Source organism: Spirosoma luteolum (genome assembly GCF_054778875.1).
In genome coordinates this window covers 889459-907703 of the sequence record NZ_BAAGZE010000003.1, presented here as the reverse complement: position 1 = coordinate 907703, position 18245 = coordinate 889459, and the positions used below count along the sequence as shown (strand labels likewise).

The 18245-nt window shown below is 59.0% G+C and carries 14 protein-coding genes; 8 read left to right on the top strand and 6 right to left on the bottom strand.

The window, feature by feature from the left end; translation table 11 throughout:
• Positions 1-146: 146 nt before the first annotated feature.
• Positions 147-1640 carry a S41 family peptidase gene (locus ACYVAC_RS06505; protein WP_461096788.1) on the bottom strand — a complete coding sequence of 498 codons (1494 nt, stop codon included), beginning with the start codon at positions 1638-1640 and terminating at the stop codon, positions 147-149.
• Positions 1641-1780: 140 nt separating this feature from the next.
• The gene (locus tag ACYVAC_RS06500) at positions 1781-2134 is read right to left on the bottom strand and encodes a YraN family protein (protein ID WP_461096787.1); all 354 of its coding nucleotides are present in this window, start codon (positions 2132-2134) and stop codon (positions 1781-1783) included.
• 160 nt (positions 2135-2294) lie between these two features.
• Here ACYVAC_RS06500 and lipB point away from each other — a divergent pair, with 160 nt between their 5' ends.
• The 5 genes from lipB (at position 2295) to rdgB (ending at position 7430) form a co-directional block, all read left to right on the top strand.
• Entirely contained in the window at positions 2295-3026 is a 732-nt protein-coding gene (lipB, locus tag ACYVAC_RS06495) for a lipoyl(octanoyl) transferase LipB (protein WP_461096786.1), read from the top strand.
• A gap of 37 nt (positions 3027-3063) precedes the next feature.
• Positions 3064-3468 carry a hypothetical protein gene (locus tag ACYVAC_RS06490; RefSeq protein ID WP_461096785.1) on the top strand — a complete coding sequence of 135 codons (405 nt, stop codon included), beginning with the start codon at positions 3064-3066 and terminating at the stop codon, positions 3466-3468.
• Positions 3469-3480: 12 nt separating this feature from the next.
• Entirely contained in the window at positions 3481-4218 is a 738-nt protein-coding gene (locus tag ACYVAC_RS06485; protein ID WP_461096784.1) for a 3'-5' exonuclease, read from the top strand.
• A 103-nt stretch (positions 4219-4321) separates the two neighbouring features.
• A complete protein-coding gene (rnr, locus tag ACYVAC_RS06480; protein ID WP_461096783.1) occupies positions 4322-6760 on the top strand; it encodes a ribonuclease R in 2439 nt (812 codons plus the stop codon).
• Positions 6761-6848: 88 nt separating this feature from the next.
• Positions 6849-7430 carry an RdgB/HAM1 family non-canonical purine NTP pyrophosphatase gene (gene rdgB, locus ACYVAC_RS06475; protein ID WP_461096782.1) on the top strand — a complete coding sequence of 194 codons (582 nt, stop codon included), beginning with the start codon at positions 6849-6851 and terminating at the stop codon, positions 7428-7430.
• Here rdgB and ACYVAC_RS06470 read toward each other — a convergent pair.
• Both ACYVAC_RS06470 and ACYVAC_RS06465 read right to left on the bottom strand, forming a co-directional pair.
• On the bottom strand, positions 7427-8203 hold the full coding sequence (locus ACYVAC_RS06470; protein ID WP_461096781.1) for a tryptophan-rich sensory protein: 777 nt from the start codon (positions 8201-8203) through the stop codon (positions 7427-7429). The genes rdgB and ACYVAC_RS06470 overlap by 4 nt on opposite strands.
• Positions 8204-8390: 187 nt before the next feature.
• A complete protein-coding gene (locus tag ACYVAC_RS06465; RefSeq protein ID WP_461096780.1) occupies positions 8391-10391 on the bottom strand; it encodes an OmpA family protein in 2001 nt (666 codons plus the stop codon).
• 188 nt (positions 10392-10579) lie between these two features.
• Between ACYVAC_RS06465 and glpK the strand changes: the two genes are divergently transcribed.
• Positions 10580-12085 (top strand): glycerol kinase GlpK, encoded by a 1506-nt coding sequence (gene glpK, locus ACYVAC_RS06460; protein ID WP_461096779.1) that lies wholly within the window; start codon positions 10580-10582, stop codon positions 12083-12085.
• A gap of 58 nt (positions 12086-12143) precedes the next feature.
• Here glpK and ACYVAC_RS06455 read toward each other — a convergent pair whose 3' ends face one another.
• Both ACYVAC_RS06455 and ACYVAC_RS06450 read right to left on the bottom strand, forming a co-directional pair.
• Positions 12144-12752, bottom strand: coding sequence for a GNAT family N-acetyltransferase (locus ACYVAC_RS06455; RefSeq protein ID WP_461096778.1), 609 nt, complete (start codon positions 12750-12752; stop codon positions 12144-12146).
• Positions 12753-12754: 2 nt separating this feature from the next.
• The gene (locus ACYVAC_RS06450; RefSeq protein WP_461096777.1) at positions 12755-13162 is read right to left on the bottom strand and encodes a ketosteroid isomerase-related protein; all 408 of its coding nucleotides are present in this window, start codon (positions 13160-13162) and stop codon (positions 12755-12757) included.
• 176 nt (positions 13163-13338) lie between these two features.
• Between ACYVAC_RS06450 and ACYVAC_RS06445 the strand changes: the two genes are divergently transcribed.
• On the top strand, positions 13339-16440 hold the full coding sequence (locus ACYVAC_RS06445; RefSeq protein ID WP_461096776.1) for a SusC/RagA family TonB-linked outer membrane protein: 3102 nt from the start codon (positions 13339-13341) through the stop codon (positions 16438-16440).
• A gap of 67 nt (positions 16441-16507) precedes the next feature.
• Positions 16508-18217, top strand: coding sequence for a RagB/SusD family nutrient uptake outer membrane protein (locus ACYVAC_RS06440; RefSeq protein WP_461096775.1), 1710 nt, complete (start codon positions 16508-16510; stop codon positions 18215-18217).
• The last annotated feature ends 28 nt before the right edge of the window (positions 18218-18245 follow it).

Below are 18245 nucleotides of genomic sequence, written 5' to 3'. Positions count from 1 at the left end.
GATACAAAAGCCGGGTGCGTCTTATCGTGCGGCTGTGTTGCCAAATCATTGCATTAATTGGACAAAAACCAGACCGAAAGGTTTAGAAATGCCGAAAGACAGCCCATGGGCTGTCTTTCGGCTGGCTGGTTTTGGATCTGTTTTGTCTACTGACCGATCACCGGCAGTGGTCCGTTGAGCTGGAAAAACATGTTGCTGCCACCTGCTTTACGCTCGACCGACGAGCCCACTACAGGGAGTTTGTTGTCGTCGGCAGCGCCCCGGCGGGCCAGGCGTGTGCCGCTGATCCGGAAAAGCGCTTCGTTCAACATGGTTTCGCGGGTGTCGCCCAGCGGCAGCAGATTCAGCGGCTCTCTGACTTCCACTTCTGGCTTGAATCCGGTCGAATAGTCCGACTGATTGTCTTTGTTGAACGACTTGCTCACAATAGGCTGCATCCCCCATTTGATCTTGTTCGTGTTGTCGGAAATCGTGATCGAGCCCACGTTTTTACCGTAGCTGGTGGTACCGATGGTGTACACCTGCTGATTCATGTAGGGTTTCAGGCCGTTGATAACGAGTTCGCTGGCCGAAGCCGTGCTGCTTGTTGTCAGTACATAAACCCGGCTCAGGTTATCGCCAATGTTATTGGCCTTCTGGGTCAGGTAATCGTAGAAAAAGTCGGTGCCGTATTGCTTCTGCAGTTCAGGCGTGATGAGGGCGTTCCACTCTTTCCGCACGAACACCGATTTGGTGCCCACACCTTTGGCAATCAGACTGCCGAGGTTGGTGGCCGACGACACGTACCCGCCGGGGTTGTAGCGGAAGTCCAGAATCAGCTCATTGACCCCTTTGGCTTTGAACTTGCTGAATACAGCGTCGAGCTTGTTGTCGTAGGTATTGTCGGTTTTCTGGGTAGTGCTGTTATACACACCCGGCACAAACTGGTTGTAGATCAGGTAGCCGATCTTTTTAGTACCAACCGTATACACCGAGTCCATAAAGACGGGGTCTTCCTGCAGGACGACCTCCGTGATTGAACGGGTAACGTCGCTGTTGACCAGCCCCGTCGGCTGGATGGTTGCCAGCGTATAGGTTTTGGTATCGCCATCGCCGTAGAGCAGGTCGGCGTAGTTAGTCGTGGTCAGGGCCGTGCCATTGACTTTGTAGAACACATCACCCCGCTTCATGCCCGCTTTCTGGGCCGGTGAGTTGGGCAGTACGTACAGCACCGAGCCGATCACATCGGTCGAACCGCTGCTGCGCAGATACAGTTTAAACTCCATACCCGGCGTTTTGGCCTGGCCGCCCAAACTGGCTTTCAGTTCGTCGGCGCTCTGCTGAATCCAGGAGAAGCGGTCGCCGGTGGGGTTGCTCGTGGCGTTGTACTTGTACAGAATCGAATCGAAAAACTTGTCGGGGGTCTGGCTCTTGTCGGGACTGGCCGGAATCTTGTCGTTCCAGTAGTAGTAGACCTTCATGTTGTCCAAAATCCAGTTGTTCACGTCCAGATCGGTCACCGTACCGGTGGCCACTGTCGATGAAGTGCCGGCGCTGGTACCGGAGGGGTTCACATCCGTCGATTTCTTACAGGATGTCAGCAGCAGGGTGTTCAGGGCCGTCAGCAGAAGCAGCGAACCGGTGGCACGGGTGAGCGTCATAAGCGTTTGTTGAGGGGGGGTAAAGTCTGCTGTATAAACGTAAAAAAGGGGGTATTTAGTTGTGGCCGGCGGTAGTATTTTAAGCGGTCTAATCGCCTGACAGGCAGTGGCGCGCTTCGGGGTTTTTTGGCTTGCTCTGGTCAGCAGAAAGCATCGGGCAGGTGTTTGATCCGGCACTCGCTGCCGCTCATCGAAACGGCGATGATATCGAAGCGTACGTCGTGGTGCCAGTCGTGGGCAAACAGGTAAGCCTCGGCTGCCTTCATCACCAGTTTGGCCTTCGTATACGACACAAACTCCTCGGGATTGCCGTAGCTGAGGTTGGTGCGGGTTTTTACTTCCACAAACACCAGCAGCTTACCCTTGCGGGCAATCAAATCGATTTCGGCATGCTGGTGGCGGTAATTACGGGTCAGAATCTCGTAGCCCTGCTCGTGCAGGTAGCGGGCGGCTGCGGCTTCGCCCTGGTTGCCGGTATCGTTATGCTGTGCCATTGATCAACAGGCGTTACGGGAGGAGATGGGCCGGACCGATGCCGGGTTTGTAAACCAAAGCAAACGGGGTGGCATAAGCAAGCCCCTGATACCGACCGCCGAACGAAACCCGCCGTTCCTGTTGTTACATCTATACCGGCTGGGTTATAGCCGCCTACGAATGAATACCCGATTGAACAAACAGGTGACGGTCCGCGACCTGGGGCTGATCGACTATCAGGCTGCCTGGGACGAGCAGGAAAAACTCTTTGCCGACACCGTGGCCTGCAAACTACAGAACCGCACCCTGCCGCCCGACGCCCAGGTGCCGACGCCCAACTACCTGCTGTTTTGCGAGCATCCGCCCGTGTACACGATGGGTACGAGCGGTCACGAGAGCAATCTGCTCATCGACGAGACCCGGCTGGCGAGCGAGTTTGGCGCTACCCTGTTCCGCATCCGGCGCGGGGGCGACGTCACCTACCACGGCCCCGGTCAGCTGGTGGGCTACCCGATTCTGGACTTGGAGAATTTCTTTACCGACATTCACCACTACATGCGCCTGCTCGAAGAAAGCATTATTCGTACCCTGGCCGACTACGGTCTGTCGGCCGGACGCATCGATGGCCTGACCGGTGTATGGCTCGATTTCGACGGGGGGGAGCGCCCCCGGAAGATCTGCGCCATGGGGGTGAAGGCGAGCCGTTGGGTAACGATGCACGGTTTTGCCCTGAACGTAAACACGGATCTGACGTATTTTAACCATATTGTCCCCTGTGGCATTGCCGATAAGGCGGTCACGTCGCTGGCGGCCGAACTGGGTCGGCCGGTGCCGCTGACCGAGGTGGCCGGCCGGGTGCAGCAGCATCTGGGGGCGTTATTTGATTTTAGCTACGAACACGCGCTGGTGTAGATCCCCCGGCGGACAGGCTGCGTGTTCTTTGATTACCATGAAGAAGGATATTAATTTTTTGCCCGTCGAGGGCGTGCAGGTTGTGGTGGCGCGTAAGCCCAACGAGCTTGGCGGTTTCGACTGGCAGGTGTTTCTGATCAACCAGAATCAGGTACCCATCAAAACCGTATTCGTCACCTCCAAAGGCTACGGTCTCAAGGACGACGAAGAGCAGAAAACCTCGACCCTGCGGCATTTCTTCGTGGAGATTCAGCCGGGCGCGCACGAAGTTGTCGAAACCATCATGCCCGATGTGTTTCACCTCAACAACGAGTACTGGGTAAGCTACTTTATCGACAGTCAGGTGTTCGATAAGAAGTTTATTTTCGTACCCGACAGCATCGTCGAGGAAAATCTGGTGCCGGTGCCGGCGCTGGGCCTCGACGGAATCTTACACGCCTAACGGTCGTTGCCTATGCCCCAAGCGGTTTCCTGGAAGCGTCGATTCAAGAATTTTCTGTTTATCGACCTCAAAACGGTGGCGGGCCAGGCATCGCTCCTGTCGGTTGAGCCGCGGCTGCAGCGGCAATGGGAAGAAAAAAGCCGCTTTTTCCGATCCGACGATGAACTGTCGGCGGCCGGCTGGTACGACCGGCGGGCGGCTGCCTTCGCCGAGTTTGGCAAGATTATCTGTATTGGCGTGGGTGGGCTCTACGGCGACGAGGAGCAGCGCCTGCACCTCAAGGTAAAACTGCTGACCGGCGACGACGAAGTGGCGCTGCTGACCGAGCTGCTGGCCATCATCGACCGATACCCACCCGGCGAACTGACCCTCTGCGCGCACAATGGCAAGGAATTTGACTTTCCCTACCTGTGCCGCCGGCTCATGATCAATGGCTTGCCGCTGCCCCCGGCCCTGCAGCTGTCGGGGCGCAAACCGTGGGATATTCCGCACCGCGACACCATGGAGATGTGGCAGTTTGGCGATAAGCGTCATTTTATACCGCTCGATTTGCTGGCGGCCGTACTGGGGGTGCCCTGCCGCCCCCTCGACTGGACCGGCGACCGCACCAGCGGGGTGTATTACCGCGAACACGACTGGAACCGTATCGAGCAGTACGCCCGCGATTCGATGGTCATGCTGGTGCAGGTCTATCTGCACATGGTGGGAGCCCCGCTCGTGGCCGACGAGCATATTGTGCTGAGCGACTGATGGTTGCCCGGCCCTGAACAGAACCTGCCGACACGCAGTTCTGAATACGGAGCCCTGTGCTCCTTTATTTTACAGCCCTGCTCCCGGAGCAGGACACTACACAATGAGAAACGGAAAACCTAAATCCAATCAATATGCACGCCCCGCCAAAGGTCAGTCGGCAACGACCCGGCCCCGCGAGAAAGGCGTAGAACGCGCAGCCCGCCCCATTCAACAGGGCGATGGCTTTCTGGACGAACTGAAAAACGAGATTATGGCGTTTTTTCAGATCAACGATACACAGTCATTCAGCGAAGAACAGGTGCTGGAGCACTTCGACACCGGCGACCGGCGACTGCGCCTGCTGATGCACGGGCTGATCGGCGAACTGATTCGGGAGAAGACGCTGCTGCGCGAGCCCGACGGCACCTTCCGCGCCGAACCCGATGCCAATCTGATCGAAGGCACGGTCGACCACGTTAATTCCCGCTTTGCGTTTGTGAGCCCCATCAGCCCGACCGGCGCCCGGGGCGATCGCGAAGACGATATCTGGGTGTCGACCGACGACCTCAACGGCGCCGTCGATGGCGACCGGGTAAAAGTGGTACTCTTTACCGATTCGCGCAACCGCAGCCGCCGAACCGAGGGTAAGGTGGCCAGCGTGGTCGAGCGGGGCCGTACCGAACTGGTGGGCCGTATCGAGGTGTGGCCAACCTACGGCTTTGTCATTCCCGACAGCCGGAAGATCTACGACGATATTTTTATCCCGAAAGAGAAACTGGGTGCGGCCAACGATGGCGAAAAAGTCATTGTGCGGCTCACCAAGTTTCCCGATCCCAGGAGCAGTAAGCAGCGCTTCGAAGGCGAAGTGGTGACGGTGCTGGGTATGGCCGGCCAGAACAACACCGAGATGCACGCCATCCTGGCGGAGTTTGGCCTGCCGATCGACTTTCCAGCCGAGGTAGAAGCCGAAGCCGAAGCCATCCCGACCAAAATTCTGAAGAAAGACCTGGCTAAACGGCGCGACATGCGCGACGTGACCACGTTTACAATCGACCCCGTCGATGCCAAAGACTTCGATGATGCCCTGTCGGTGCAGATGCTCGACAACGGTAACTACGAAATCGGGGTTCACATTGCCGACGTGACACACTACGTACTGCCCGGCTCGCGGCTGGAAGAAGAAGCCTACAAACGGGCCACCTCGGTCTACCTCGTCGACCGGGTGGTGCCGATGTTGCCGGAGAAACTCTCGAACGGTCTCTGCTCGCTGCGCCCCAACGAAGACAAGCTGACGTTCTCGGCCGTGTTTGAGCTGACGCCCGATGCTCGCATCGCCAGGGAGTGGTTCGGTCGGACAGTGATTCACTCAAATCGACGCTTCTCCTATGAGGAAGCGCAGGATATTCTGAACAACAGCAACGGCGATTACCTGTCGGAGCTGCAGCTGCTCAACGAGCTGGCCTACATGCTGCGCGATGAGCGGTTCAAACACGGCGCCATCAACTTCGAAACGGTGGAAGTACGCTTCAACCTCGACGAGAACGGCGTGCCGCTGTCGGTCTATCCCAAGCTGCGGCAGGATACCAACAAGCTGATTGAAGAGTTTATGCTGCTGGCCAACAAGCGTGTGGCCGAATACGTACACCTGTTGTCGAAACGCAACAAAGGGGGCGAAGAAAATACGATGGTGTACCGCGTGCACGAAGGCCCCGACGCCGATCGCCTGCAACAGTTTGCCGACTTTGCCGGCCGGCTGGGCTATAAACTCAAACTCGACGACGAACACCTGTCGAACTCGATGAACCGGTTCATGACCAGCATCGAAGGCAAACCCGAAGCCGGGATGCTGTCGCAGCTGGCCATCCGGACCATGTCGAAAGCCCGCTACAGCACCGAAGACCTGGGCCATTTTGGGCTGGCTTTCCGGCGCTACTCGCACTTCACGTCGCCCATCCGGCGGTATCCCGATATGATGGCGCACCGGCTGCTGCAGCATTACCTCGACAAGGGTAAGCCCGCCGATCGTGATCCGCTCGAAGATCAGTGCAAGCATGCGTCGGCCCGCGAAAAAATGGCGTCGGATGCCGAACGGGCCAGCATCAAGTACAAGCAGGTCGAATTTATGAGCCGCATGGATGCCGACCGTACGTTTGCCGGTGTTATTTCGGGCGTTACGGAGTTTGGCATCTTTGTCGAAATTACCGAGAACAACTGCGAGGGGCTGGTGCGGATGCAGGACCTGAGCGACGATTTTTACGAGTTCGACAAAGAGAACTACCGCATCGTTGGGCAGCGTACCAAAAAGATGTACACCTTCGGCGATGCTGTTGAGGTGCGGGTCAAAGAAACCAACCTGGGCCGTCGGAGCATGGATTTCGCCCTGGTCAGCGATAAGGCAGGCCGCATAACCGATGGTGGGAACAGCACGGGCCGGCGCGAGGGCGACCGTCGCTCATCGGGCGCGAGCGCCAAACGCAGCAGCGCCGGCAGCAGCCGGGGCCGCAAAGAAGGTACGGCGCCCAAAGGTGAGAACCGTCGGGGTGGCCGGGGGCGCCGGTAAATCAAGTCTCTAACCAACACGCAGGGTTCAGGATCTGGCGCTCCGGCGGCCTCGTCCTGAACCCTGTTCTATACCTGTCTGCATACGCATGGAACTTTGTTTTGCTACCAACAACGAACACAAACGCGCTGAAGTGGCCGCTCTGCTGGGCGATGCCTTCGTGCTGAAATCACTGGCCGACATTGGCTGCACCGATGAACTGCCCGAAACGTCGGGCACCATCCCCGGCAACTCGCGCCAGAAAGCCGAGTACGTCTGGAAGCACTTCGGCGTTTCGTGCTTTGCCGACGATTCGGGGCTGGAGGTCGACGCGCTGAACGGCGAGCCGGGCGTCGATTCTGCCTTTTATTCGGGTAGCCGCGATGCGGGCCAGAACATACAGAAGCTGCTGACCAACCTGGCCGGTAAGCCTAACCGCCGGGCCCGCTTCATCACGGTGTTTACGCTGCTGCTGCACGGGGTAGAGCACCAGTTCGAAGGCGTCGTAACCGGCACTATTATCGACGCGCCCCGGGGCACAGGCGGCTTCGGCTACGACCCGCTCTTTCTGCCCGACGGGCACGACAAAACATTCGCCGAAATGACCAGTGTCGAAAAGGGGGGGATCAGCCACCGCTCCCGGGCGCTGTCGGCCATGATTGCCTACCTGCGCGAGCAGGTTTCGGTTTAGCCGACGGCGGGTGTCCGGCGCGAGAACAGGGCCGCGAGGGCCATACCCGTCGCGACTACGGCCCCGCCAATGGCAACGGTCGGTACGCTGCCCTGCCCGGTCTGGGCCACGGCGATGGCGCTGTATGCCCAGGCAAACACCAGCATGTAAGCCACGCTGCGGTACCGGTTGAACAGGTAGATGCCCACCACGAGGGCCACGACCAGAATGGCCGATGCCCAGGTGCTTTCGGGCAGGTCCATGAGCGGAAATTCGCTCGCTTTCAGGTACAGTGTGATGTTCAGGATGGTGGCTACGGTGAGCCAGCCGAAATAGATCAGAAACGGAATGCGGGCCAGCCACGTTTCGCGGGCCGGCGCGGGGTCAGGCGTATCGGTGCGGGGGTTGATCTCGAGTTTCTCGATCACCATCAGCAAACTGAAAAACATGACCAGAATAACCAGCAGCGCTACGCCGATCCACTCCTGATTGAAAATCGGACTCCAGATGGCGTTGCAGATGGCATTCAGGATGATCCACGGCCCGGCGGCCCGGAAGCGCCGATTGGCAGCCTGCGTGGGCAGGGCCTGATAAACCGCAAAAATCAACAGGCCCAGAAAAATGATACCCCAGATCGAAAAGGCGTAGCCGGCCGGGGTAATCAGGGTGTGGTATTTGGCGGAGATCGTGGCATTGGTCTGGCCACCAAACGCCCCCGTATTCGACAGCCCGTTCATGACGATCAGGCCGATGATCGTGAAAACGACCAGAAACTGACGTAGTTTATCGCTCATCTGTGTAGTGGTTAACGTGTTGTATGCATAATGCGCAAGACCCATCAACTGTTTGCGTAGTCAGCGTAATCGGGCATTTGGATACGCGGCCGGTCACACACCACCTGCAGCACCGAAACGAAACAGGGGGCCTGCCGTGCACAAGCACGGGCAGGCCCCCTGTCTGGGTTAGCCTAAGCCGGTTGCCTTACAGCTCCAGAATCTTGAACTCGGTTCGGCGGTTGCGCTGGTGTTCTTCTTCCGTGCGTGCGTTCTTCACGATCAGGCGGGTTTCGCCGTACCCCTTCGCCACCATGCGGCTGGCGTCGATGCCTTTCGAGGCAATGTATTCGACGGCCGACTGGGCCCGGTTTTGTGACAGCTTGTTGTTGTAGGCGTCGCTGGCGCGGGCATCGGTGTGTGAGCTCAGTTCGATTTTCAGCGTCGGGTTATCCTTCAGAATCGTAACCAGCTTGTCGAGTTCTTCGGCCGCGTCGGGTCGGATGTTGAATTTGTCGAGGTCGTAGTAGATGTTCTCCAGCACAAACGTTTTGTTGAGCGTTGCCTTGTCGAGCAGAATGGCCACGTTGAACGTCGTGTCAGTTTGGGCTTTGGTCAGGAACACCGGCGGAATGGCTTTGCCCTGCATCGTAAACGGCTCCCGGCGCGTCAGATAGCCCTTGCGCTCGGCCAGAATGGTATAGTCTTTACCTTCCTGCAGCGGGTACTTGCCAAACGTGCCACCCTGCCCCGTGGTAACTTCAGCAATCGGCTGTCCCGTGGCATCGTCCAGAATCCGCACCCGGGCCGAGTCGACGGGGGTGATCGGCGTTTCGTTGGCCGATACCGTACCCGCCAGAAAGTAGCGCACCGTTTTGGTATCGGCGGGTGGGTTCTGGGCAATGGTCGTGGTATCGGGTGCGGGGCCTTCCTGGAAAAAGTAAATGTCGTCGTCACCTTTACCGCCGGTACGGTTCGAGGCCATAAAGCCTCTGGCCTCGCCGGTGTAGATGAGCCCAAAGTCATCGGCGGGGGAGTTGATGGGCTGGCCCATGTTTTCCACCCGCGTGACGCCCCCCGAGCGGGTCGCTACGAACACATCGAGTTTACCCAGTCCGGGGTGCCCGTCCGACGCAAAATACAGCCGGGCGTTGGGCCCCACGTAGGGAAACAACTCATCGCCGGGCGTGTTGATGTCGCGGCCCATATTAACCGGCCGGCCAAAGCGGCCCGATGCATCGATGCTGGTGCGGTAGAGGTCGATGCCCCCCGCGCCACCAGCCCGGTTCGAGGCAAAGTAAAGCGTTTTGCTATCGCCCGAAAAAGCGGGCGACCCATCCCAGGCGGTCGAGTCGCTGATGGGCAGGCGCAGGGGCTGACTCCAGGTGTTGTTCTCGCCCAGCCGGCTCAGGTAGAGGTCGACATCGAGGCCGCCTCTGCGTTTGCCGTTGTTGCCACGGGCAAACACCATCATCTTGCCGTCTTTAGAGAAGGCCGGTGTGCCTTCGTTCACGTCGCCCTGGAACACGTTGGTGCTAAACGGCTCGGGAGCCGCCGGCGCTGCAGTCGTACCCGTTTCGTCGGGGGACTGAGGCAGTTTGGTGCGGTACAGGCCCAGCATGGGCTGGCCGTTGTTCTTATAGGTCGTTTGCTTGCGTGAAGCCGTGAAAATCAGCTCGTCGCCCCGTACCACCGGCGCAAACTCGGAATTGGCTGAGTTCAGCGCACCCACGTTGCGCAGCGTAATCATCGACTTGTTTCGGGCGATCAGGTCGATGGCCCTGAGCGTTTCGATTTCGCGCCGGGCTTTGTCGAGAACTGGCTTGGGCGTGGTTTTGGGCGCCGACGCCACGTACTGCTGCAGCTGATCGAGCGCTTCGGGATAGCGCCCCTGCGACTTCAGTGCGTAGGCGTAATTGAACCGGGCGTCGGGTTCGGTGGTCTTGGCGTCGAGGGCTTTCTGGTAGTAGGGAACCGCTTCGCCAAACCGGTTCGACAGGCGGTACGATTCAGCTATGTAATAGTTGAGCCGGGCCGGGTCGATGGTGCCGCTGGCTGCTTTTTCGAACTGGGTCAGGGCAAGGTTGTATTCACCGGCATCATAGTGGCGGACACCTTTTTTGTAGGCCTGCATAGCCGAGTTGCAGCCCGAAAGCCCCATTGTCAGGCCCCACACGACCAGCAATGCAGGCAACGTATTGATTCTCATACGGATCGATCAGCGAAAAACGTTTCCGCGCCCAAGATAGCAGAAATCCGGGCGGGTCTTACGTTAACGAATTCGGAGGGGCATTTATTGGCCCTGAACCGGGGCGTCGATCTTCCCGTCATTCCGCGTATCTTGCCCGGCCATTACCGGGTAAACAGTACCTCCTAAACGCCGAAACAAAACCACCCATGTCATCGTATGTAGCCGCCATTGACCAGGGCACCACCAGCACCCGCTGTATCGTCTTCGATCGCCAGGGGCAAATCGTGTCGCTGGCCCAGAAAGAACACAAACAGATTTATCCGCAGCCGGGCTGGGTCGAACACGACCCCGACGAAATCTGGCGCAATACCCTCGAAGTCATTGCGCTGGCCCGGATCAAAGCGCGCCTGTCGGTGCTCGACATTGCCGCCATCGGCATCACTAACCAGCGTGAAACCACGGTAGCCTGGAACCGCCGGACGGGCAGACCCTATTACAATGCCATTGTCTGGCAGGACATGCGTACGGCCGATCTGGTAGCGCAGTTTGCCGGTGCCGACAGTGCCGGACAGGATCGGTTTCGCGATCAGACTGGGCTTCCACTCGCCACTTATTTCAGCGGCCTCAAACTGAAGTGGCTGCTCGATAATGTGGCGGGGCTACGGGAAGATGCCGAACGGGGCGACGCGCTCTTTGGCAACATGGACACGTTTGTGGTCTGGAACCTGACCGGCGGTACCCAGGGCGGCCTGCACCTGACCGACGTGACCAATGCCAGCCGCACGCAGCTGATGAACCTGAAAACGCTCGACTGGGACGAGTCGCTGCTGGAGGCCTTCACGGTGCCCCGTGCCATGTTGCCCGCTATCCGGCCCAGTAGCCAGGTCTATGGCACGGTTGCGTCGGAAGTGCTGCCCGACGTACCCATTGCCGGTATCCTGGGTGATCAGCAGGCCGCGCTGGTGGGGCAGACCTGCTACGAGCCCGGCCAGGCCAAAAACACCTACGGCACGGGCTGCTTTCTGCTTATGAATACCGGCACCGATCTGCGCCCCTCGACCTGCGGGCTGCTGACCACCGTAGCCTACCAGTTTGAGCGCCAACCGGTGCATTACGCGCTCGAAGGCAGTGTGGCCATCACAGGGGCGCTGGTGCAGTGGCTGCGCGATAACCTGGGCATGATTAAAAAAAGCACCGACATCGAGGCCCTGGCCCGCTCGGTCGACGATAACGGCGGAGCCTATTTCGTGCCGGCCTTCTCGGGGCTTTATGCCCCCCACTGGAAAGCCGACGCCCGGGGTGTAATTGCCGGACTGACCCGGTTCGTCAATAAGGGGCATATCGCCCGCGCCGTGCTCGAAGCCACGGCCTATCAGACGGTCGATGTGGTGAAAGCCATGGAGCAGGATGCGGGCGTGTCGCTCAGTTCGCTGCGGGTCGATGGCGGCATGGTGGGCAACGCCCTGCTGATGCAGTTTCAGGCCGATATGCTCGGCGGCCCCGTAATATGCCCCCGCATGACCGAGACAACGGCGCTCGGGGCTGCCTATGCCGCCGGCCTGGCCGTGGGTTACTGGAAAAACCTCGACGATCTGCGCCAGAACTGGGGCATCGCCCGCACCTATGAGTCGCGGATGGACGAAGCGGAGCGGGCCCGGCTGATGCGGGGCTGGCAAAAAGCCATCGAACGCTCGTTTGGCTGGGAAGAGTAACGCTGCGTATAAACAAACAGACCGGGGGGCGGGCCACAAGGCTCGCCCCCCGGTCTGTTTAGGGCTGCAGGGCCCTGACCCAATACAGCATCGGCTTGGGTGTCGATTCGGTCTCGCCGATGTCGGGCCACCAGAACGTACTGGTCAGGGCGGGTTCGCGCTGGTAACCCCGCCCCCGCCAGAACAAGTCGAGGGGGCGGTAATCGGCGGGGCGTTGCGGATGGCTGTCGGGGCGCTGCACCGCGCAGAAGCAGGTCAGATCAAACGTGCCGAATTGTCGGGCGTGAGCTTCGCGCTCGTCGAAAAAGCGATGCCCCAGGCCGCGCCCCCGATAGGCAGGCAGCAGCAGGCTCTCCCCGAAATAAAAGACCCGGTCCAGCGCATAGCCAGCGTCCCGAAAGGGTTGCTGCACCTCCTCGGTTTCGTCGGTGAGCGGAATGGCTGTCGTAGCGCCAACCAGCCTGTCGCCGTCGGTTACCGTGAGCAGAAACGAGCGGTCCGAGCGAGCATAAGTGTCGAGGTAACCCATTTCGTAGGCCAGCGTTCCCTCATACAGATAAGGAAAATCGCGGAAGACAGCGATGCGCAGGGCAGCCAGAGGCTCAAAAACCGATCGGATAGCTGGGCCGGTCAGCCGGTTGTAGCGCAGGGGTGAGGCTGTTGTCACGCTTAGCTCGCTTTAGTCACCAGCGATTCCCACAGCGGCAGGTTGTAGTAGGTTGTCACGCGGGTGATTTTATCGCCTTCGATGGCCAGAAATGAGCCGGCGGGCAGTACATAAGCCTGACCATTGGCCGCCGGCAGATCGCCGTCGGTCTTTTTGTAGGTGCCGTTTACCACAAACTCGCAGGCCGCGCGGGTACCCGTTGGTTCGGTCATCACCACCAGTTCGGTCAGGGTTTCGTCGTAGCAATCGTCCATATGCTGCAGAAAAGCGGCAAAGGATTCCTTACCGTAGCGCGAATCGCCCTGGTTGCTGTCGTGGCGGACATTGTCGGCCAGCAGATCGAGCATGGCAGTCCAGTCCCGGCGATTAAAGGCATTGTAGTAAGCAGTGGCAATATCGTGAGCGGTCATGTTGAGAATGAGATAAATAAGTGTTGAAAATAGACAAAAGAAAGCCTGAGCATTGAAAAAAGGCTTGCAAACGGCATCTGCCGTTTATCCGCTTTAATCTATTGGATAACCCAAAGACGGTTGACTCCTGTTCCGGCCGGATTATCTTTAGCGGTTAAACTCAAAACAAACTGTTTATGAAAAAAGAGTTACTCACGTACTTTTTATGGATAATCGGGGGGCTGTCGGGCTTGCTGGCCCAGCAGCGAACCGTAACGGGGCGGGTCACCGACGGGACCAGCCAGGAGGTACTGCCGGGCGTCTCGGTAGCTATTAAAGGCACCAGCCGCGGCACGGTTACCGATGCCAAAGGCAACTACGCAATCAACGCCGACAACGGCGCCACGCTGATCTTTAGTTTCATCGGCTACACGCCGGCCGAGCAGGCGGTAGGCAGCCGCAGCACCATCGATGTGCAGCTGGCAGCCGGCAGCAGCAACCTCGATGAGGTAGTCGTAGTTGGATACGGCACACAAAAGCGCGCCAACCTGACGGGCGCCGTTTCATCAATCAAACGTGACGAATTACTGACGCGGCAGGTAGCTACGGCGTCTAACCTGCTGCAGGGGCTGGCACCGGGCGTAACGGTGAGCCAGCAATCGGGCCGGCCCGGTGCCGACGGCGCCAGCATCAGCATCCGCGGTATCGGCTCCATCTCATCGAACACCACTCCGCTGCTCGTGATCGACAACGTACCGCAGCAGCCCAACTCGCTCGAAACGCTCAACAACATCGACCCCAACAACATCGAAAGCATCAGTGTGCTGAAAGATGCCGCGTCGACGGCGATCTACGGAGCGCGGGCTGCCAACGGTGTTATTGTGGTAAAAACCCGTCGGGGTAGTGGCGAGGGCATTCAGGTTAGTTACAACGGCTTCGTGTCGGGGCAGCGACCCACGGCGCTGCCCGAACGCGTGTCGACGGTCGAGTACATGAAGCTGCGCAACCAGGCGGTGGCCAACACCTCGGGCGCATCGGCCAAGCCCGAGTTCGATCAGGCTACGATCGATGCCTACAAGGCCAACGCGCCCGATAATTTCCGCTACATCGATACCGACTGGCAGGCCGGGGTACTCACCAACAGCGGGCTGATGCAGAACCACAACCTCAACCTGAGCGGGGGTTCCGACCGGTTCAAGTTCTACGCGGCCGGTACGTACCTCAACCAGCAGGGGCTGACCCAGAATACGAGCTACAAGCGTTACGACATGCGGTTCAACTCCGACATCAAGGTATCGGAGAAACTAAGCGTTCAGGGCGATCTGATCTATACCAACTCGACCGAAGTGCAGCCGGGCGGCACCTCGGCCGAATTCATTATCCGGCAGATGCTGGGCTACCCCTCGATCGGGGCCGGTAAGTTTGGCGACGGGCAATATGGCGATGGTGCGCAGAGCAACTTCCGTAACCCCATCGGGCAGGCCGAAGCCAGCGGGTTTAATCGGTTTCAGCGGCCCAACACCATTCTGCGGGCCAACCTCACCTATCGGCCGTTCTCGTTCATGGATGTAGAGGCCATGTTCTCCAACAACACCCGCGAGGCCGTGCAGAAGCGGTACCTCAAAAACTACGGCGTGTATCGGCCCAACCTGACCACCAACGCGCTCGACTTTGTGGCGAACTACCCCGGTCAGAACCAGATTCAGGATGCTATTTCGCGGTTTCGGCTCAACAACTACCTGGTGCAAACGAACCTCTACAAAACCCTTGGCATGCACGACTTTCGGTTGCTGCTGGGCTTCCAGGCCGAAGATTTCGTAACGGAGAGCCTGAGCGCCAGCCGGACCGATCTGCCGTCGGACCAGCCCTATCAGAACGTCGGCACCAGCAACCAGAGCAACGCTGGTAGTTCGTCGGAGTATGCCCTGGCTGCGTTTTTCGGCCGGTTCAACTACAACTTCGACAATAAATACCTGCTCGAGGTAAACGGTCGCTACGATGGCTCGTCGCGGTTTTCACAGGCCAACGATCGCCAGTGGGGTTTCTTCCCGTCGGCGTCGGTGGGCTGGGTGCTGAGCCGCGAAGCCTTCATGCAGGGGGCCAGCCGGATCGTGAACTTCGCCAAAATCCGGGCCTCGTACGGCAGCCTGGGCAACCAGAACCTGCCCGATGCGTATTACCCTTTTGCCGCCAATCTGACGCAGGGCCTGAATTATTACTTCAACAACAGGCTGAACTTTGGCGTGGGGCAAACGGCCGCGGCCAACGGCAACATTACCTGGGAAACCTCGACGCAGGCTAACCTCGGGATCGATCTGACGCTGGTGAAAAACCTGAGCGTTACGGTCGATGTGTTTCAGCGCAAAATCAGCAACCTGCTGCTTACCCGCCCCATTCCGCTCTACACGGGTCTGTCGGCTCCCTACATCAATGCCGGTTCGATGCAGAACAATGGCTGGGAAGTTAGCCTGACCTACGCCAACCGGGCCGGTGGGCTGCGCTACAGTGTAACGGGGCTCATCTCCGACGTGCAGAACAAGGTGCTCGATCTGGCCGGGCAGGACATCATCAGCGGTCGGTTTATCTCGACGCCCGGTCAGCCGTTGCGGTCCTACTACGGCTACGTGGCCGATGGGCTGTTCCAGAACCAGGATGAGGTAAATGCTGCCAACGCCCTCGATGGCGATGCCAAAACGCCTTATATTCTGGCCAATACGGCGCCGGGCGATATCCGCTACAAAGACATCAGCGGGGTCGATGGCAAACCCGACGGCAAGATCGATGGCTACGACCGAGTGGTGCTGGGCAACAACTACCCCCGCTATACCTACAGCCTGAACACCAATTTGGCCTTCAAGGGCTTCGACCTGAACGTGTTTTTTCAGGGTGTGGGCAAACGCGACAACTACATCAGCGGTACGGGCGCCTGGGCGTTTTATTCGGCCGATTTTATTTCCACTGCCTTCGCTGTTCACCGCGACAACTGGACCCCTGCCAACCCCGGCGCCAGCTACCCCCGCCTGACCACCGATCAGGCCACGGCCAACTGGCGCGACTCGAACTACTGGATGCGGAACGGGGCTTACCTGCGGCTTAAGAACGTACAGCTGGGCTATACGATCCCGACGGGGCTGACCAAAAAGGCCCGTATCAACTCGGTGCGGGTATACGTGAGCGGCCAGAACCTACTGACCTTTACCCAGTTTGTGAAGGGCTTCGACCCCGAACGCGACGATCAGGACGGGCAGTTTTACCCCGTCATGCGCACCGTAACCGCCGGGCTTAACCTGCGCTTCTAGACCCTGACCCATCAAGCGCAGCGCTGACCGATGGCGCTGCAATCACGCTCAAATGCTGACACGACTCATGAAAAAAATAGTTCTTCTGGCCGGGGTACTGTGCTCGCTGACGGCCTGCCAGGATTACCTGGACCGCCAGCCGCTCGACACGCCGGCTGCCGCCACTTATTTCAACAACGAAGCCGAAATGAACCTGGCCCTGACGGGGGTCTATAATGCCAACTACTGGACAACCAGTGGCAGCAATATTCCCGTGCAGACGCTCTACGACCTTTACACCGACATCGGGCTCGAACGGACGCCCGGGATCGCGTCGGGTTCCTACGATGCGACCAACGGGGTTGTGTCGAGTTTCTGGCAGTTTATGTACCAGACCATTGCGCAGGCCAACGTGGTGGTGGCCGGTGCCGAAAAAGGCAGGAGCAAGGTAACAACGGCCGTTTACAACCGAACCGTGGGCGAGGCCAAGGTGCTGCGGGCGTGGGCCTATTACAACCTGATCGGGCTGTATGGCGATGTGCCGTTCTATACCGATCCGCTACCCGTCGACCAGTTTTACACCCTGACCCGCACCGATCGCGCCAAAATCGGCGATTTCATACTGGCCGATCTCGACGATGCTGCCGCTAAGCTGGATTGGGCCTCGCGGGAGCGGGGCCGGGTAAACCGGGGGGTAGCCTATGGCGTTCAGGCCAAGCTGGCGCTGTTGCTGGGGCGCAACGAAGCGGCTGCCACGGCGGCTAAAAAAGTAATCGACGGTGGGGCCTACGGGCTCAATCCGCGTTTCCAGGATTTGTTTACGCTGGCCGGTCAGCAGGCCAATGCCGGCAAGGAAATCCTCTTCGAATTGGTGTTGCCGCAGGATCAGGCCTTCCCGGTATCGTACGTCGCGCTGGGGCAGGGCTCACGGAGTCTGTCGGGTCAGACGGGCCGCTTTCCGCTGCAGGCCCTGGCCGACCGCTTTGAAGCGATCGACGGGAAACGCATCGACCAGTCGACGCTGTACGATCCGGCGCGGCCCAACCGCAACCGCGACCCCCGGCTGAAATACACTGTGTCGATGGATGGCGACACCATTACGGCTACCGCCAGTAACACCCGGCGCCGGACGGTATTCAATATCTACGATACCAATTCGAGTTTCTACAACTTTACGACCAACACCTGGGGCAACGGGGCCAACGTCGACCTGACCAACGCGTTCGGGCCGGTGAAAAACGGACTGGGTCTGCTCTGGAGCAAATACACGCTCGACGATGCGCAGGATATGTTTACGGCTAAAACAGGCTTTGTTTACATGCGCTACGCCGAATTGCTGCTGACCTACGCCGAAGCGAAAATCGAACAGAGCCAGCTCGACGCGTCGGTGGTCAACGCGGTCAATCTGGTGCGTCGGCGGGCCGGTATGCCAGCGGTCGATGCCGTTACGGCGGCCAGTGTACCGAAGATGAAGCAGCTGATCCGGCGCGAAAAAGTAGTTGAACTGGCGGGCGAAGGCATCCACCTCTTCGACATGCGCCGGTGGAACATCGGGAAGCTGGTACTCAACACGCCGGCCTACGGTGCGTCGCTGGCCCGCAGCAAACCGGCTCCCATTCCTTCGTTTGGCGCGGCAGGCTCGGAGCAGGACCTCAACGATATCCCCGACTATTCGGCGGGGGATGCGCTGCGGTTCAAGCGGGAGCAGCGTACCTTCATCGACCGGAACAACCTGTTCCCAATTCCGCAACGGGAGCGCGACGTAAACAACGGGCTAACGCAGAATCCGGGCTGGTAGCATCTAACTGGCCGATAGTGGAAAAGGG

Bases quoted from the DNA above. Each gene is read 5' to 3' on its own strand.
- ACYVAC_RS06505 (WP_461096788.1), bottom strand. From the start codon at position 1,640: ATGACGCTCACCCGTGCCACCGGTTCGCTGCTTCTGCTGACGGCCCTG.
- ACYVAC_RS06500 (WP_461096787.1), bottom strand. From the start codon at position 2,134: ATGGCACAGCATAACGATACCGGCAACCAGGGCGAAGCCGCAGCCGCC.
- lipB (WP_461096786.1), top strand. From the start codon at position 2,295: ATGAATACCCGATTGAACAAACAGGTGACGGTCCGCGACCTGGGGCTG.
- ACYVAC_RS06490 (WP_461096785.1), top strand. From the start codon at position 3,064: ATGAAGAAGGATATTAATTTTTTGCCCGTCGAGGGCGTGCAGGTTGTG.
- ACYVAC_RS06485 (WP_461096784.1), top strand. From the start codon at position 3,481: ATGCCCCAAGCGGTTTCCTGGAAGCGTCGATTCAAGAATTTTCTGTTT.
- rnr (WP_461096783.1), top strand. From the start codon at position 4,322: ATGAGAAACGGAAAACCTAAATCCAATCAATATGCACGCCCCGCCAAA.
- rdgB (WP_461096782.1), top strand. From the start codon at position 6,849: ATGGAACTTTGTTTTGCTACCAACAACGAACACAAACGCGCTGAAGTG.
- ACYVAC_RS06470 (WP_461096781.1), bottom strand. From the start codon at position 8,203: ATGAGCGATAAACTACGTCAGTTTCTGGTCGTTTTCACGATCATCGGC.
- ACYVAC_RS06465 (WP_461096780.1), bottom strand. From the start codon at position 10,391: ATGAGAATCAATACGTTGCCTGCATTGCTGGTCGTGTGGGGCCTGACA.
- glpK (WP_461096779.1), top strand. From the start codon at position 10,580: ATGTCATCGTATGTAGCCGCCATTGACCAGGGCACCACCAGCACCCGC.
- ACYVAC_RS06450 (WP_461096777.1), bottom strand. From the start codon at position 13,162: ATGACCGCTCACGATATTGCCACTGCTTACTACAATGCCTTTAATCGC.
- ACYVAC_RS06445 (WP_461096776.1), top strand. From the start codon at position 13,339: ATGAAAAAAGAGTTACTCACGTACTTTTTATGGATAATCGGGGGGCTG.
- ACYVAC_RS06440 (WP_461096775.1), top strand. From the start codon at position 16,508: ATGAAAAAAATAGTTCTTCTGGCCGGGGTACTGTGCTCGCTGACGGCC.